This window comes from Ruegeria sp. O11, from assembly GCF_056535285.1.
In genome coordinates this window covers 606,368-622,434 of sequence record NZ_JBQERS010000001.1, presented here as the reverse complement: position 1 = coordinate 622,434, position 16,067 = coordinate 606,368, and the positions used below count along the sequence as shown (strand labels likewise).

14 protein-coding genes are annotated in these 16,067 nt (G+C 51.0%); 10 read left to right on the top strand and 4 right to left on the bottom strand.

Translation table 11 applies throughout. The features are described from left to right. Window positions 1-21 precede the first annotated feature (21 nt). From ACRZ91_RS03100 to ACRZ91_RS03070, 7 genes are read left to right on the top strand one after another with little or no spacing between them, the layout of a single operon-like run. Window positions 22-1,050, top strand: a complete 1,029-nt coding sequence (locus ACRZ91_RS03100) for an alcohol dehydrogenase catalytic domain-containing protein (RefSeq protein ID WP_480902531.1) — start codon at window positions 22-24, stop codon at window positions 1,048-1,050. A gap of 42 nt (window positions 1,051-1,092) precedes the next feature. Then, window positions 1,093-1,968, top strand: coding sequence for a branched-chain amino acid ABC transporter permease (locus ACRZ91_RS03095; RefSeq protein WP_480902528.1), 876 nt, complete (start codon window positions 1,093-1,095; stop codon window positions 1,966-1,968). Between the two features lie 5 nt (window positions 1,969-1,973). Next, window positions 1,974-3,071 (top strand): branched-chain amino acid ABC transporter permease, encoded by a 1,098-nt coding sequence (locus ACRZ91_RS03090; protein WP_480902527.1) that lies wholly within the window; start codon window positions 1,974-1,976, stop codon window positions 3,069-3,071. Next, window positions 3,068-3,832, top strand: coding sequence for an ABC transporter ATP-binding protein (locus ACRZ91_RS03085; protein WP_480902525.1), 765 nt, complete (start codon window positions 3,068-3,070; stop codon window positions 3,830-3,832). Before ACRZ91_RS03090 ends, ACRZ91_RS03085 begins: the two co-directional genes overlap by 4 nt. Continuing rightward, window positions 3,829-4,602: an ABC transporter ATP-binding protein gene (locus ACRZ91_RS03080; RefSeq protein WP_480902524.1), complete on the top strand. Its 774-nt coding sequence runs from the start codon at window positions 3,829-3,831 to the stop codon at window positions 4,600-4,602. The genes ACRZ91_RS03085 and ACRZ91_RS03080 overlap by 4 nt, the downstream gene beginning before the upstream one ends. 5 nt (window positions 4,603-4,607) lie before the next feature. Next, the gene (locus ACRZ91_RS03075; RefSeq protein ID WP_480902523.1) at window positions 4,608-6,494 is read left to right on the top strand and encodes an AMP-dependent synthetase/ligase; all 1,887 of its coding nucleotides are present in this window, start codon (window positions 4,608-4,610) and stop codon (window positions 6,492-6,494) included. A 30-nt stretch (window positions 6,495-6,524) separates the two neighbouring features. After that, window positions 6,525-7,685, top strand: coding sequence for an ABC transporter substrate-binding protein (locus ACRZ91_RS03070; protein WP_480902520.1), 1,161 nt, complete (start codon window positions 6,525-6,527; stop codon window positions 7,683-7,685). A 162-nt stretch (window positions 7,686-7,847) separates the two neighbouring features. On the opposite strand, the gene ACRZ91_RS03065 is transcribed toward ACRZ91_RS03070, so the two are convergent. Beyond that, window positions 7,848-8,276 carry a hypothetical protein gene (locus ACRZ91_RS03065; protein ID WP_480902518.1) on the bottom strand — a complete coding sequence of 143 codons (429 nt, stop codon included), beginning with the start codon at window positions 8,274-8,276 and terminating at the stop codon, window positions 7,848-7,850. Window positions 8,277-8,413: 137 nt separating this feature from the next. On the opposite strand from ACRZ91_RS03065, the gene ACRZ91_RS03060 reads away from it, so the two are divergent. Beyond that, window positions 8,414-9,040, top strand: coding sequence for a hypothetical protein (locus ACRZ91_RS03060; RefSeq protein WP_480902516.1), 627 nt, complete (start codon window positions 8,414-8,416; stop codon window positions 9,038-9,040). A gap of 128 nt (window positions 9,041-9,168) precedes the next feature. Here ACRZ91_RS03060 and ACRZ91_RS03055 read toward each other — a convergent pair whose 3' ends face one another. The 3 genes from ACRZ91_RS03055 to ACRZ91_RS03045 are packed head-to-tail and all read right to left on the bottom strand — an operon-like array spanning window position 9,169 to window position 14,960. Continuing rightward, on the bottom strand, window positions 9,169-9,927 hold the full coding sequence (locus ACRZ91_RS03055) for a PIN domain-containing protein (protein ID WP_480902513.1): 759 nt from the start codon (window positions 9,925-9,927) through the stop codon (window positions 9,169-9,171). Window positions 9,928-9,930: 3 nt separating this feature from the next. Beyond that, window positions 9,931-10,101: a hypothetical protein gene (locus ACRZ91_RS03050; protein ID WP_480902511.1), complete on the bottom strand. Its 171-nt coding sequence runs from the start codon at window positions 10,099-10,101 to the stop codon at window positions 9,931-9,933. An 8-nt stretch (window positions 10,102-10,109) separates the two neighbouring features. Then, complete coding sequence (locus ACRZ91_RS03045; protein WP_480902508.1) at window positions 10,110-14,960, bottom strand: DEAD/DEAH box helicase; 4,851 nt, start codon at window positions 14,958-14,960, stop codon at window positions 10,110-10,112. A gap of 197 nt (window positions 14,961-15,157) precedes the next feature. Here ACRZ91_RS03045 and ACRZ91_RS03040 point away from each other — a divergent pair, with 197 nt between their 5' ends. Beyond that, complete coding sequence (locus ACRZ91_RS03040) at window positions 15,158-15,475, top strand: hypothetical protein (RefSeq protein WP_480902506.1); 318 nt, start codon at window positions 15,158-15,160, stop codon at window positions 15,473-15,475. Next, window positions 15,456-16,067 (top strand): hypothetical protein, encoded by a 612-nt coding sequence (locus tag ACRZ91_RS03035; protein ID WP_480902504.1) that lies wholly within the window; start codon window positions 15,456-15,458, stop codon window positions 16,065-16,067. The genes ACRZ91_RS03040 and ACRZ91_RS03035 overlap by 20 nt, the downstream gene beginning before the upstream one ends.

Here is a 16,067-nt window from a genome sequence, read left to right as displayed (position 1 = left end):
CCTTTCCAAAAGGATTGTAAAATGACCGCTCTGCCCGACTCCATGATTGCCATTGTTCAAACACATGACGGCTATTCCGGTACTGCCACCGGACCCACTTTGGAAAAGGCATCGGATTGGTTGGCCGAAGCTAATCTGCCCTTGCCCGTTCCCGGGCCGGGTCAGGTGTTGATCAGATTGCGAACTGCCTCGGTTAACCCATCTGATATCCATTTTATCAAAGGCGAATACGGTCAGCCTCGGGTCAAAGGTGCTGCTGCAGGTTTCGAAGGATGCGGGGACGTTGTCGCCACAGGAGCCGGCGCTGAAGCCCTGCAGGATCAGCGGGTGGCGTTTGTTGCAGCAGGCTCAGGTGCATGGGCCGAATATGTCGTCACGCAATCTCAGATGTGCATCCCTTTGCGGCCCGATATCTCAGACGAAGACGGTGCTGCGCAGATTGTTAACCCTCTGACAGCTATGGCGATGGTGGATATCGCGAAGAATGCAGGTGAGGCCTTTGTGGTATCCGCTGCGACCAGCCAACTCGGAAAATTGATGTGCAGCCTTGGGCGGGACCTTGGGTTGAAACCAATCGCATTGGTGCGACGAGCTGAGACGGTTGACCCGCTAAAGGCCCTCGGCGCTGCAGAGGTGGTGGTAACTGGTGGCGCTGATGCAGCCACGCAGTTCGCGACTATCAGCAAAAACCTAAAACCTCGTGTGTTCCTTGATGCCGTTGCAGACCAACTGTCCGAGCAAGTGTTTTGTGCCATGCCCAATGGCGCACGCTGGGTGTGTTACGGCAAGCTCAGCTCTGAATTGCCAAAGCTGACCCAGATGGGACAGTTGATCTTTATGAGCAAACGGATCGAAGGGTTTTGGTTGACCCGCTGGATGATGGACACGCCCCCGGCTGATCAAATGCGCGTTGTCGGCGAAGTACAGGCACGATTTGCGGACGGACGCTGGCACACAGATGTTACCGCAAGGCTTTCGTTGCGAGAAGTGCTGCCAAATCTGGCAGACGCTCTAAAAAAGAGTGACGGCAAGGTGATTATCACGCCATAGTAGAACAAAGCGCCGGACATAACCGGCTGAGGGAGGGTGAGATTGGATAACGCACAGCTGCTGATCAGCGGGCTGGCGAATGGCTGCGTTTACGGCCTGATCGCTCTGGGCTTTGTTCTGATTTACAAAGCGACCGAGGCGGTGAATTTCGCGCAGGGCGATTTCATGATGCTGGGTGCGTTTGTCACTATCGGCCTTACGAATACTGAATATATGGGTCTGCCCTTCTGGCTGGCATTGCCAATCTCACTGATGATTATGGGGGCGTTGGGATATCTGATTGATCGGCTGATCATCCGTCGCCTGTTTGGCGAAAGCCAAACCGCGGTCGTGATCCTGACCATCGCTTTGGGCTTTGTGATCCGGTTTGCCGCCGGTCTGATCTGGGGGCACGAGCCACAAACGCTGCAGAATCCTCTGGCCGGGAAGGAAATCCGGTTTGGTGGACTGGTTCTAGGCATGGAAGATGTGGCCGTTATCGTCGTCACTATCCTACTCACCTGGGGCCTTTATGTGTTTTTCAGCAAGACCAAGTTGGGGCTTGCCATGCAAGGTGCGTCTCAGAACCAGTTGGCGGCCTATTACATGGGCATCCCGGTCAAGCGCGTTCAGGGGTTTATCTGGGCCTTGGCAGGAGTCGTTGCCGGAATCGCCGGAATATTATTCGCCGCCAAAAGCTCGGTTGATCCCACGACCGGATTGCTGGGAATCAAAGCCTTTGCGGCCGCAGTGATCGGAGGGTTCGGCAGCCTTCCGGGTGCATTGGCCGGAGGGCTGATTGTCGGAGTGATCGAACCTTTTGCCAGCCGTTATGTCGCCGCCGGATACAGCCAGATCGCACCATATGCGCTCTTGCTGGCGGTGCTGATCTTTCGACCGCACGGGCTGTTCAGCCAGGTGCGGGTCAAGAAGGTCTGAGCGCTATGCGGGTTGTTTTCAAAACAAGCTATATGCAGGACATTCGCCCTTGGAAGGATGGCTATCAGCTTAGCCTCTATCTTATCCTTTTGGCGATCGTTACCGCTGCGCCCTGGTGGCTGGATGATTTCTATCTGGGTGAACTGACCAATGTGCTGATCTGGGCAATAGCCGGGCTCGGCCTGATGATCCTGACAGGTCATACTGGACAAGCCAGCCTCGGCCACGCCGCCTTTCTGGCCGTCGGATGCTATGCAAATGTTGTGCTCATAGAAGCGGGCGTACCTTTTCTACTGGCTTTCCCTGTGGCGGGCTTGTTGACCGGTATCGTTGGTGCAACGGTTGCCATCCCTGCCCTGCGCTTGCACGGCATCTATCTCGCGATCTTCACTCTAGCCTTGTCCGTCCTCATGGACGATATCATCGTTCTGGCCGAGCCCATCACCGGAGGTGTCGCGGGCAAATATTTGGGTGGTGTGGAAATCTTTGGTCATCTGGTTGATCGTTGGGCCACCCCGGCCCCGTTCTTCTGGCTGGTGCTGGCCGTCGCGGTTGTCGTGACACTGGGCTATATCAACCTATTGCGCGCGCCCTTGGGTCGCAGCTTCATCGCCGTACGAGACTCGGAGGTCTCAGCGCAGGCGATGGGCGTGGATATCGCGCGCACCAAATCGATCTCATTTGCCCTCTCCTGTGCGGTCACCGGGCTGGCAGGCGCACTGATGGGAATGTTTGCGGGAGCGTTCAATAACGAGACTTTCAGTGTCGTCATTTCGATCCAATTGCTGATGATGATCGTGATCGGCGGATTGGGTTCTATCCATGGCGCGTTTCTGGGTGCAATCGTGATCGGTTTCCTGCCGCAGTTCCTATCGATCTCGAAAGAATATGTAGCAGCCTTATTTGGCGGCAACACCGTTGCCATTCCGGGCTTGGAGTTCGGCGTATTCGGCATGATCTTGATCGCCTTCATCCTGTTTGAACCAATGGGCCTCTATGGCCGATGGCTGAAAATCCGCACTTGGTTCGAGCTGTTCCCCTTCTACCGCAAGGACATGTTCAAACGGCAAAAATCGTATCTCAAGACGGAGCGTCTGAGATGAGCTTGCTGGAGTTTGAAAGCGTCACCCTGAAATTCGGCGGTCTGACTGCAGTCGATAATTTGTCATTTGATGTTCAGGAGGGCGAGGTTTTTGCAATCGTTGGTCCGAACGGGGCTGGAAAATCTACTGTCTTCAATCTGATCTCACGATTTTACGATCCTTATGCGGGGGCGATCCGGTTCGATGGGCACGACTTGCTGCGCGTGAAACCTTCGGCCGTAGCGGCCTATGGTGTGGCACGTACATTCCAGAACATTGAACTGTTCGAACACGCGACCGTTCTACAGAACCTTCTGGTCGGGCGCCACCGGCACCGCAAAACCAACCTGTTTTCGGAAATTTTGTTTACGCCCGCTGCGCGCAAACAAGAGATTGAAAACCGTGAAAAGGTAGAAGAGATCATCGACTTCCTCGACCTTCAGGCATTCCGCGACAAGATGATTTCGGGCCTGCCCTACGGTGTACGCAAGGTGGTAGAGGTCGCGCGCGCGCTGGCCACCGATCCAAAACTCCTACTACTGGACGAACCCGCCTCGGGCCTGTCGGTTGAAGAGACCACCGATATGCGCTGGTGGATCGATGATATCCGGCGGCAGATGGGGATCACCGTGCTGATGGTGGAACATGACATGGGACTGGTCTCGGGCGTTTCCGACCGGGTGCTGGCGATGGCGGACGGAGCGAAACTTGCGCTAGGGACCCCTGCTGAGGTTCAATCGCATCCAGCCGTGGTCGAGGCTTATCTGGGGAAAACCTCATGAATGAGCCAATTCTCAGAATCCGCAATATCGAAAGCTTCTATGGCCCGATCATGGCCATTCGCGGCGTTTCGCTCGACGTGCATGCAGGGCAGATCGTCTCGATCCTTGGCGCGAATGGTGCAGGCAAGACGACACTAATGAAAACCGTCTCGGGCGTGATGGACCCCGAAAAAGGCACGATCACATTTGACGGCCAGCAAATACAAGGCTCCGAACCTCACAAGGTTGTTCAAAAAGGCATCGTACATGTGCCTGAAGGACGTGAGGTTTTTCCGCTACTGACCGTCGATGAGAATCTGAGCCTTGGCGCGTATACCCTGTCAGACAAAGGTCAGATCGATCACGATCGCGATCTGGTCTTTTCCTACTTTCCCGTTCTGAAAGAACGCCGGGGTCAAGAGGCCGGCACCTTGTCTGGCGGGCAACAGCAGATGCTGGCAATCGGGCGCGGTTTGATGGCCAACCCCCGTATCATGCTGCTGGACGAGCCCTCGCTGGGCCTTTCGCCGCTGCTTGTTCAAGAGATTTTTGGCATCCTCAAGCGCCTCAATGACGAGCAGAAAATGACGATGATGCTGGTTGAACAGAACGCCAATGCCGCCTTGGAACTTGCCCATCATGGCTATGTTATGGAGATCGGGCGGATCGTCATGGATGGTGCCGCCGATGTATTGCTGCAATCCGAAGACATCCAGAACTTCTATTTGGGCGTTCAGGAAGAAGGCGCGCGGGAGAACCGCCGTTGGAAACGCAAGAAGACGTGGAGGTGAGCCGGATGGACGCAAGCCCCCTGCCCCCTCAGATCACGATCAACGGCGTGCAGTTCAACGCGACGCCCGGGCAGCGCCCGCTGCGGGTCGATGGTTGCGTGACGATTTGCGAGCTGTTCCAAAAACGTTGTGCCGAGTTGGGATCACGCACAGCGCATCGTGAAAAGGATTTCGGCATCTGGAAATCCTATTCATGGGCCGACTACTGGCAGCACGCCAGATGGATCGGGCTGGCCCTGCGCAAGTTGGGCCTGCAACGTGGCGAAGTTGTGTCAATCCTGTCCGAAGACCGTAAGGAGTGGGCATGGTTCGATATGGGCATCCAATGCGTCGGAGGGATCGCCTCTGGCGTCTACACCACGGATTCAGCTGCTCAGCTGAAATATCTGATCAACGACAGTGGCAGCCGGTTTCTGATCGTTGAAGATGAAGAGCAGTTGGACAAGTTCCTCGAGGTAGAAGAGCAACTTCCTGATTTGCTCAAGGTCATTATCCTTGAAGACGAAGGCCTGCACGATCTCGACCATCCGCGTTGTATGATGATTGGGGACTTGTACGCTCTCGGGCGGCAGGCTGAGGCCGAAGAACCTGGCGCATTCGAATCGGAGATCGCTGCGGCCACGCCACAAGACACTGCCTTGCTCATCTATACTTCGGGCACCACCGGCAATCCTAAGGGCGCCATGCTAAGCCATGAAAACATCATGGCGGCGATCGAAGCTGGCGCCCATTCCCTGCCTTCTCAGTCGACCGACGAACAGCTGTGTTTTCTACCGCTCTGTCATATCCTCGAGCGCGATGTGTCGATCTATTACCCACTGGCGATGAAAAGCACCGTGAATTTCGCCGAAAGCCCCGAAACGGTATTCGCCAACCTGCAAGAAGTCTCTCCCGCCACCTTTACCGCCGTTCCACGCGTGTGGGAGAAAATCTACTCGCAGGTCATGTTCATGGCGAAAGAAGCCACGCCGACCGGGCGTTTCGCCTTTGTGCAGGCGCTCAAGGCGGGCACGGCACGGGCTGATTACATCCTTACGGGCAAGCCTGTGCCCTCGCCGGTCGCCATGCGGTTCTGGTTCTGGGATCGGCTGGTATTGCGCAACCTCCGACGGATGCTGGGCCTAGACCGGCTTCGTCGGGGTGGCTCCGGCGCAGCGCCGATCTCTCCCGATCTGCTTAAATGGTATTGGGCCATCGGCGTACCAATTGTCGAAGGGTTCGGGATGACCGAGACTGCCGGCATAGCGGCGTTGAACACGCTTGGGGTCAACAAGATCGGCACCATTGGAATGCCAGTGCCCGGCAACGATATGCGTATTTCGGATGATGGGGAAATTCAGGTTAAAGGTCTGAACATTTTTCAGGGCTACTGGCGCAATAATGCCAAGACAGCTGAAAGCTTCACCTGCGACGGCTGGCTGCGCACCGGGGATATGGGGCATATCGACGAGGATGGCTTTGTCACCATCACAGGTCGCCTCAAGGACATCATCATCACTGCAGGCGGCAAGAACATCACGCCCGCCGAGATCGAGAGTGGATTGAAGTTCAGTCAGTACATCTCGGACGCGGTAATCATCGGGGACAGGCGTAAGTATTTAACTGCGCTGATCATGATCGATCAGGAGAATGTCGAGAAATTCGCGCAAGAGCGTAAGATCCCCTTCTCGAATTTTGCATCCCTCTGTGCGGCATCGGAAGTCACCGAACTGATTGGTGCAGAGATCAAAGCCGTAAACAAAGAGTTTGCAAGGGTCGAACAGATCAAGGATTTTCGTTTGATCGATGTGTTGCTGACTGCAGAGGATGAAGAGCTGACTGCGACGATGAAACTCAAGCGTGGTCTTGTGGAAAAGAAACACGCACATCTCATTGAAGATATGTACAATTAGTTAAGGGACGACCCAACAGGGAGGAGAAATATGAAACAACTGATTAAGGGGTTTGCTGCAGCCACGGCATTAACTGCATCCGCCACAATAGGCTGGGCGCAAACCCAGGGTGTGAGCGATGATGAGATCGTCATTGGCTCTGTTAACGACCTCAGTGGCATCTTCGCTGCCGTGGGAGTGCCGGCCACCAAGGGCGCGAATGTAGTCTTTGATCGGGTCAACGCCGAGGGCGGCGTTCACGGGCGCAAGATTCGCTTTGTGGTCGAGGATAATGGCTATCAGATGCCACGCGCGATGCAGGGCTATAACAAGCTTCTGAACCGCGACAAGGTGTTTGCTATGTTGCAGTCGCTGGGCACACCGATGAATGTTGCCGGGTTCAAACTGCTGGACCCGAAAGGTATTCCCAACGTCGCTCCTCTGACCGCCGCGCGGCAGATGCTGCAAGAGCCAATGAAGAACAAGTTCACCTCGTTCTCGACCTATTACGACCAGGCGCGGATTGGAGTGAAATATCTAAACGGTGAATTCGGATCGCAAACCGTCTGCACAATGTATCTACCCACGGATTTCGGCGAGGAAATCCTGGAAGGCAGCAAAGCCGGAGCTGAAGAAGCTGGTATTTCGTTTGGTGCAGAGACCACCCATAAGCCTGACGAGACGGACTTCGTCGGTTCCCTAAGCAAGCTTAAGGAAGAGGGTTGCGATATCGTCACGATGGCCCTCGGCGTACGTCAGGCGATCACCGTTGTTGGAACGGCCAAAAAGATGGGCCTGACCGACATGAAATTCCTCGGAACCTCGGCCAGCTTCTTGACCGTGGTCGCACAGGTGCCCGGTGGCGTCACGGACGGATTTTATGCCGCGGCGTCTTGGCTGGACCTCTGGGCACGCGCGGAAGAACCTGCCCCGGCGGCGTTTATCGCGGAATACAAAGCGGCCACAGGTGAAGATCCTGTCGGTTTCTCAATGCTTGGCTATTCAGCCGCCGAAATGATGGTCAAAGCGCTTGAGGCCGCAGGGCCTGATCTGACCCACGAAAGTTTCATCGCCGCAATGGAATCGCTGGATTACATGGATGAACTGGTCGGCAACCAGATCACCTATGGGCCGGATGACCATCAGGGTGCTGATACTGTCTTTGTCAGCGTCGTTGAGAATGGTGCTTGGAAACTGGTTTACGAAGAATAAACCCACCAAAGAAAAAGGGCTCGCGGTTGCGAGCCCTTTCCAATTCGGTATCCGTAGCGATTAACGCTTCGCTATTCGTAAGTTCTACTTATACATTATATATCAATACATTACGAGTACCCAAAATAATCTGCTAACAAACTGCTAACTACAGCATTCCGCCTACGCCGCCTTCTTACCCCTGTTTTTCACCATGTTTTCAATAGCTTCGTCAAGCTCACCAGTCTCAACAGCTGCCTTCAAAGTTTCCAGTACAGTGCCCACATCTTTCAGCGTCTTCACAAACACCGCATTGCCCTTCCCCAGCGCCAGCACTTTGTTCCCATACTTGCACTGCACATACCAGCAACCGTCTTGTTCAAAAAACCACGCCCGCACCTTGCGCAGTTTTTCTACAAGCACCTTTTCGCCCTGCTCGTTCGTCCCCCAAGTCTTGCGCATCGTTTCGTAGCTTTCACCCTTCAACGCAGCCGCAGCAACTTTCATCTGCTCCTCAATACCCGCAACAAGCTTTTGCCTGCGTTGTTGCACAGGATCTTGCTTGCTAGCACGGGTAACGGATTTGACGGTGAGTTTGGACAAATTGGTCATGTTTTGCTCCTTGTGTTGTCAGCACAAGTCTGCAGCCTTCAATCTCGTTTTACGATCTAAAATCATAGCATTACGGTCTTATTGAGATAGTGTGTGTAAGTGAGGCAGAACTTTGGAAGAGCAGGAAGGGTAGCAAATTGGGTTCTTATGAAAATGCGACCGTAGCGATAAACAAAGTCGCAAAACAGCTGATCCACACAGCTATACTATTCGACTCTCTGCATGAACAAGAACGTTTTGTGAGCTGGGAAGACTATGAGCAGCTTGTTGAAAATGGCAACGATGAAATTATTCAAATTGAAGAAGAGAGCATTCAATTTATTGGCGACTTAAGCTCGCCAAGTTGGACAAGCATAGCGCTGCACCGCAACCTCAAACCGCTAACTCAAAAGCTATTTGGATTTCAATTTTCCCCGTATCCACAACTGCATAATGAAGAAGATGACTTGCTGGAAATACATTTGTGTTTGATGCCAACCGTTGAAAGCGGTCCAAAACTTGCGGAGTTCTTAGTCAAGTCTCACTACCTATTTGCAACTTTCCAAGTGCCCGTTGAACGTGATGATGAGCATACAGAGTTTTGGTTTGGAGCGAGCCTCGCATTCAATGATGTAATTACTGCAAAAAGGAGAATAGATTTGCATGTGCAGCAAAACATTGCAGATCAAATTAAGACGCTGGTTGACGAACTAGATCAGTTAGACGTGATGTGCAGAATGGGCGGTAGTTTTGCGCCATACAAAAAACTGATGGAAGAAATCTAGCGCGTCAGCGGAGCAGGCAGCGCAACTTTGCGGGCAAAGGCAGCAGAACTACATGAAAATTGTGCGTGGGCGCTGATTGAGCTTCGCTGAACACGGCAATAAGCCTTACTGAGCCAGCCTAGCATGCATTAGCTGACTGACTCTACCAAAGCGTCCTCGTCCTCACGATCTTTCGCTGAAACCTTAACCTTCAGCTGCGCAAGTGCATCCATCATTCTATCTGTGAGAATGACATCCTTCCGCCCCACTCGTTCCTTAAACTCTTGTTTGAGCCAGTCGTTGATGTAGCGTTTCTTGTTGTGGGAAACGCCAAAATCGTTGTCCCTACTGACAATGGTCACATCAGTTTTTTCATTCATGGCGCACTCAACAATCCATTCCCAATTCACAGCATCGCCAATTGAATTGTCGCCTGGCTTACGTGGTGGGTAACCAAGAAAAAAACGTTTTTGCGCTCGTCGCCTGACCGTATATCGCACATCTTTGTCCCTGTTGAGGTTCAGCTTGGACTTAGCTTTGAACATTCTCTGTAGGTGCTGATAAATAGGGTCGTTGTTGGTGGGATTGAGAAGTATCTTATCCATGCGGTCTTTGATCTTCTTTTGCTGGGTCTCAATCTCTTTGATGTTCTTCTTGATCATTTTAACTGGCTGCGACTCCAACAAAAGCGGTGAGAACTGTTTTTGATCAGAGGAAACTCCCCTCAGCTGATTATGCGTATCAATAACCATTTGTTGACGGTGCTTCTTATATTCCATTTCAACCTGATAGGTTGTGATGACGTGGTCCTTAACTTGTTTGAGAAGCTCCAACTGCCTCAACGCTCCCTGCCCACTACCCATGCGGTAGAGGTCTAAGAAGATATTTGTATCAATGAAAACCAGCATTTTTTAGTTCCTCATTCCTATCTTCTCACGTGCCATACGCCACCCGTCTTCAAACTCTGCAAATACTTGCTCACCAAGCAATGCACGCAGCTGACGATTTTGTACGTTTTTGCCGCCTCTAAGCCGCTCCAAAACAGCATTCAGCTTTGCTACGCGCTTGTCGCCAGCAGCCATACCCGCAACTAGTCAATGTCTAGCTTTGGCAAGCTGTTCACAATCTTCATCGTTTCCAAGCTTACATTGATAACGCGCTGGAAAAGCTCAAGCGGATAAGCTGGATTGTTCATTGTTTCGTTCGCGTAGTCGTTCGCGTCGTTCACAATGCCGCTCTTCTTGTCAGTCTTCACGCACTGCCGCTCCATCACCCATTCAAGTGCGCTCTTACCGTTTACAACGTAGTCGTAAGCTTCAAGCGGAATATCTGTCATTGTGATGTTGGCGTTATAGTGCACTTTCGATTTGTCCAAATTGGGTCGCTTCCCTGAAAATTTCATTTTTTCAACGCGGTAAAAATCCTTTGCGTCGTCATACTGCGCAAGCCTCAAATCACCTTCCGCTATAGTCACAGGGTATGCTTCAACTTGCTCATAGCTCACATGCAAGTCGCCTAGCTTGCGCCCAGCCTGAGCAAACGTCCAAAAATCTTCCTCGTTGTTAACTGGTGGAATGCGCGGCAACTGCTTGCTTAGGTTGTCAGCAAATCTCACTCTGTAGTCCGCGCTGTGAAGCAATCCGTAGACGTAGTAAAACAAGTCTTCTTTTGTTATTGTGTTGTTGCCGTAAGCAGTTTGAAAGTGCTTCAAACCATAGTCAGTTATGCCGTCCTTTTCTCTGTACCCAGTTTCGTCTTCACCACGTGCAAATAGGTCATCAGTCTCAACTTCAACTTCCTCAAAAAGCCGCAGCGGAAAATTTTGACCATTGTCCATTGCCTGCAAGTCAGCCAAACTGCCGTACATAAGAACACTCACACCGCTACGCGCACCTACTCCGCTTACTGCTATCGTGCGATTCAACACATCGCTTGAAGGAAAGATGCGAGGCATTTGATAAACACGTTCATTTAGCTTTCTGCTGTAGTACAGCCATTGCTTTGTGAACGGACGATAGGCAGAAGTAATATATTGACCATCGCTCTCGTTTAGCTCGCGCCCCCTCCTAAGCTCCATTTTTAGATTGTGCGTCCAAGCAATCTCACTGGGATCACTTGATGCTACTGCGTGCTCCTTATCTGCATCGCTTCCACCTTCAACATCAACAAGGCAATTGTTGTATGTGTTGATTAGATTTTTGACGTTATATTGAAGCTTTGTTTTGCTTGAATTCAAACACCATGCATCCCTGTTTGTAACAACACCTAGCGAAAAATTTTCAAACAGCTTCTCCGTTTCGCCCTTTTCCTTACTTCCAATTTTTATGTGGTTTTCAAAACTTTTGTCCCTTTTGTTAATCCAGTCAAAATCATCATCCGTTTGCGTTTCCTCAAAGTGTCCATCAACTGATAGTCTTCTTGCACTCCCAAAAGACTTAAGTAGCGAAAGCTTTTGTGACCTTTTTAAGTCATCCCCAATATCAAAATAGTGCACACTTGCAGGCGTTACACGCGATGGATTTTTCACTAAGAAAGTTATTGCTGCGCCAGTCATGCTACCTTGTGCAAAAATGTTTTCGCCTTCCTTAGCCACACCCTTGCTCAACATGTTCTTGCGTATGTCGCCGCGTAAATTAACAACATAAATGCTGCTACATTCTTCCTCTAAGCACTTACGCATTCCGTCAGCATATGCTTTATCCAACCACCCGTTGCCCGTAATAAATCCAACAATACCTCCATCTTCGCCAAGCCTGTTACTCGCCCATCGAATTGCCCTAATGTAGCTGTCATACAGAAAGCGTTGCAGCTTTGCCTTTGACCTAGCTGCGTAACTGTCTCTTATACTTGCATCAAGCTCTTCGTACGAAACGTTCTTAGCGTTGTCGCCTTCGCTTTTTTGACCCGCACTGTACGGCGGATTTCCAATTATCACTTTAATATCAAGTGATTTTTGCCTGTTACGCCGCTCACTATTGTCCGCCATCAGCGCAGCAACCATGTCGTCGCTTTCGTACATTTCAAACGTGTCAGTCAGACAAATGCCCTCAAACGGCGCGTAGTCGTTGCCGCTCAAACTGTGATATGCGGCCTCAATGTTTACGGCGGCTATGTAGTAGGCAAGCAGTACAATTTCGTTGGCGTGTATCTCGTTCTTAAACTTGTGCTCTAGCTCATCCGCATCAATCAGCCCGCTTTGCAGCAAGCGCGTGATAAACGTGCCTGTGCCTGTAAACGGATCTATGATGTGTACGCCTTTGCTACCAAGCGTTTGCCCAAACTCTTGTTTCAGAATGTCATTGACGCTGTTGATGATAAAATCAACGACTTCAACGGGCGTGTACACAATGCCCAGTTTCTCTGTGAGTTTTGGGAATGCAGTTTTGAAGAACTTGTCATACAGCTCAACAATAATCTTCTGCTTGCCTTCCGCATTATCAATGCCACTCGCGCGCCGCTTCACGCTTGCGTAAAAGCCTTCAAGTTCTTCCGCTTCCTTCTGCAAATTTTGTGGCTCAAGCACAGAAATGACGTTTTGCATGGCTTGGGAAACAGGATTTAGGCTGGCAAAGTCATAGTCTTCAAACAAAGCATCAAACACTGGTTTGGTGATAAGATGCTGCGCAAGCATCTCAATCGCTTCTTCATCTGTGACCGCGCTGTTCAAGTCATCGCGTATCTCAGCAAGAAATTCGTCAAAAATCTCGCGCTCTGCTTCGCCCGTCTCAAGTATTGCCTTGATGCGCTCAATGTGCTGTTGCGCAATCTTGCCAATGTCCTTCGCCCAGTTTTCCCAATATGTGCGCCGCCCGCATTTCTGCACGATTTTTGCACGTATAGCTGCTGGAAATTCATCAAAAATAAAGTTCAGCTGTTCTTCTGTGCGTGTTGTTCCACTTGTGTCGCCATCGTCTTCACTACCGCCTTCGCCTATGCCAGCACCTTCGTCGCTTGTTTGCTTTTGAGGCAACTGGTCAGCAACAGCGATCACTTCTATCTGCCCACCTGTATCGTTGTTCAGTTCAAGTTTGTTGATCGTCGCATCAAACCTGTCGTCGTGTGCACGCAACGCGTTCAAAATCTGCCAAACGACCCTGTAACGTTCGTTGTCATTCAGTGCATCTTCTGGAGCTACGCCAGCTGGAATGACTACTGGCAAGATTACGTAGCCTAGCCTTTTACCTTCCGCCCTGCGCATCACGCGTCCAACACTTTGAACAACGTCAATTTGTGATTTGCGTGGATGCAGGAATAGAATTGCGTCTAGCGACGGAACGTCAACTCCCTCACTCAAGCAGCGTGCATTACTAAGAATTTTGCAATTGTTTTGTTCAACATCGTCGCCAAGCCAGTGCAAAAGCTCGCCACGTGTTTTCGCATTAAATGTGCCGTCAACATGCTCAACTTCGCAGGTCAGTGTGTCACTGTCCGTGTCTTCCAGCACACTCTCACCATTGTACTCGTCCACAACGGCTGCAAACTCGCGTGAAATCAGCTTGCTGGAACGAATGTCTTTGCAAAACGCGATAGCACGCCGCATTGGGTCAGCATCTACAGCAAATTCCTGGTTATCGCCGTGCTTTTGCAGCGCCTTGTAACAACCAATGATTTTAGTCGCGTCGTCCAGCTTTAGCTCGTTATCTTCAGCCAACCTGCTTTGCACTGACCTGCTTACAACTGTCTCGTCCATTGCCAGCACGATAACTTTGTAATCTGTCAGCATCCCGTTCTCTACAGCCCAGCTGAAACCGCGCGTAAAAAACGTTGGTCCGTAAAGCGCTTCGTCGTCCATGTCGCAAAGCTCAACAGCAGCATCAGCCGCCTTTGTTCGTGCATTTTCACCAAAAATGCGCGGCGTTGCGGTCATGTAAAGGCGCTTGGCGCCTTTCACGTATGCGTTGTCATGTATTTTGACAAAGTTGCTTGCTTCTTCACCGTCAATCGTTGCGCCCGTTGTTCTGTGGGCTTCATCGCAAATGATGAGGTCAAACGGCTGCAAACCTTGTTCTTGTGCAGCGGTGAGAACGGGAATGCTTTGATACGTGCTAAAGACAACCGTCATGCGTTCAGCATCATCAGCGCCAGCTTTTTCAACTAGTTTCGCTGGTTGCGTTGTGGCTGGAAATTCCAGCTCGTGCACTTCAATTTCAGCTATATCGTTGTTGTCTTTTCTACGCTTGCCAACTTGCGCATCACTACACACGGCAAACGATCGCAACTCAGTTTCAGTGTCAAAAGTCCACTCACGCACCGTCTGCGCAATCAGTGCAAGTGATGGAACGAGAAACAGAACACGCTTGCCTTCGCCAGCCAACGATTCCGCAATTTTCAAAGCCGTAAACGTCTTGCCAGTACCGCAAGCCATAATCAGCTTGCCTCTGTCGTGTTCTTCAAAACCGCTTCTTACCGCATCAAGTGCCTGCTGCTGATGTGATCTCAGCTGCTTTTTGTCATGTAGCTTGATGTCTTCGCTTGCTTCAAAAACACTCCAGTCAATCGCACTGTCACGCAACGCATCCAAGCCAATACGCACAACTGGAATGCTTTGACCGCGTATTGTGTCTTCTGCGTTTTCGCTCCAATCAACTTCCGTCGTGTCAATAAACACACGGCGCAGGAAAGGTGACTTGGATGAAGCGCTTAAAAACTTGTCTACGTCACCTTTTTGCACGCGATGCTTGGGTGAGTAGAACTTGCACTGCACAGCCGCATAACCGTCTTCGTCAGCAAGTTTTGCTACCAAGTCAATGCCAGTGTCTTTTCCACTCCATCCGTGTTCCTTCGCCCATTCGCTGTATGTCCAAACGTCGCTAAACTGCTGCGTTTGCACTGGGTCATTGCGCAAGTAAGCAAGCGCAAGGCGTTCAAAATATGTGCCTTTCTCACGCTCTGTTACTGCTTCGTTACGATAAGATTGAAGGATACGGTCTAAAGCTGACATAAAATTCGCTGCTCGCCACTAAGTTGCTGTTTTTCATCACAGTATCCCTCAAGCACGCATCGCGCCACAGCTTTGTTTCTCCTTCGCTTCCTTTCCCTGCAAGCAAATCACCTTGCTTCAACATAATTTTCTCCAAAGCGCCCCAACACCGCTCAAACCTTTGCCCCCAAAGCATAAATAACTTGAAGGCTTTACACATGGGACAACTTGAAAACATAGGAAGGCAGCTGGAGCTGCTGTTTGCTGGCTACTTAGAGCTTGATGACGACGAGCAAGACACTGCGATGGACATGACGGTGCTGCTGTTGCGTCAAATGCTACGCGACAAGAGCGGAAAGCGGCAGAAGCTGACAGAGCTGGGAACTGACGCAAAACGCACAGCGAGAAGAAACGGCAAACAGTCAAACGCTGAAAAAGAGCGCGGCAGGCTTGTGCGCAAATCAAACGAAGCCAGTCCCAAAACACCAATAAAACCTGTGCAAACGACAAAGAAAAATGAACTACGCAAAAAATGAAAAACAGAAGCAAGCTTTGGCAAGCTGGCTGGCAACAAAACAATTTACAGTTTTTGGTACGCTGAAGTTTACGGACGGGCACAGTATTAGTGCGCACAATGCAGAGGCTATTGTGCGGAAGTTTTTTAGTAGCTTGGACAGAGCGTACTTAGGGCGCAATTTGGTGGACGACGGACACAGAATTGAGCGCGCTGTTTTTAGGCAACTAGGCACTAGTGGTAGTAACTTACATTATCATTTCGTTGCCAAGCCAAGCGCAAATATTGGGCAATTTTGCGAGACAGCGCGATGTGTTTGGGATGAAGCAAGCAGCTTTACGATGGGCTACGAGCACACGGTAATTGAAGAAGCTAGGAACGGAGAACACACTGCACGTTACGGCTTGCACGAGTTTAAAAAGCTAGGCGCTGATACTTTGTATCTACCAGCTACACACCTCTCTCTCCTCCCCCCAAACCCAAAGCCCATGCACAAATTCCGTCGTCTAATAAAACGACAAGCGACAAACGAGCTGACAAAAGAAACTGCGTTGATGCGAGCCGCGCTTGCAACGCGCAGAACAAAAATAGCAGGACAAACTGCACCACACTGA

Coding starts and splice junctions, on each gene's coding strand:
- ACRZ91_RS03070 (WP_480902520.1), top strand. CDS start 6,525: ATGAAACAACTGATTAAGGGGTTTGCTGCAGCCACGGCATTAACTGCA.
- ACRZ91_RS03090 (WP_480902527.1), top strand. CDS start 1,974: ATGCGGGTTGTTTTCAAAACAAGCTATATGCAGGACATTCGCCCTTGG.
- ACRZ91_RS03080 (WP_480902524.1), top strand. CDS start 3,829: ATGAATGAGCCAATTCTCAGAATCCGCAATATCGAAAGCTTCTATGGC.
- ACRZ91_RS03065 (WP_480902518.1), bottom strand. CDS start 8,276: ATGACCAATTTGTCCAAACTCACCGTCAAATCCGTTACCCGTGCTAGC.
- ACRZ91_RS03085 (WP_480902525.1), top strand. CDS start 3,068: ATGAGCTTGCTGGAGTTTGAAAGCGTCACCCTGAAATTCGGCGGTCTG.
- ACRZ91_RS03075 (WP_480902523.1), top strand. CDS start 4,608: ATGGACGCAAGCCCCCTGCCCCCTCAGATCACGATCAACGGCGTGCAG.
- ACRZ91_RS03040 (WP_480902506.1), top strand. CDS start 15,158: ATGGGACAACTTGAAAACATAGGAAGGCAGCTGGAGCTGCTGTTTGCT.
- ACRZ91_RS03050 (WP_480902511.1), bottom strand. CDS start 10,101: ATGGCTGCTGGCGACAAGCGCGTAGCAAAGCTGAATGCTGTTTTGGAG.
- ACRZ91_RS03035 (WP_480902504.1), top strand. CDS start 15,456: ATGAACTACGCAAAAAATGAAAAACAGAAGCAAGCTTTGGCAAGCTGG.
- ACRZ91_RS03055 (WP_480902513.1), bottom strand. CDS start 9,927: ATGCTGGTTTTCATTGATACAAATATCTTCTTAGACCTCTACCGCATG.
- ACRZ91_RS03100 (WP_480902531.1), top strand. CDS start 22: ATGACCGCTCTGCCCGACTCCATGATTGCCATTGTTCAAACACATGAC.
- ACRZ91_RS03045 (WP_480902508.1), bottom strand. CDS start 14,960: ATGTCAGCTTTAGACCGTATCCTTCAATCTTATCGTAACGAAGCAGTA.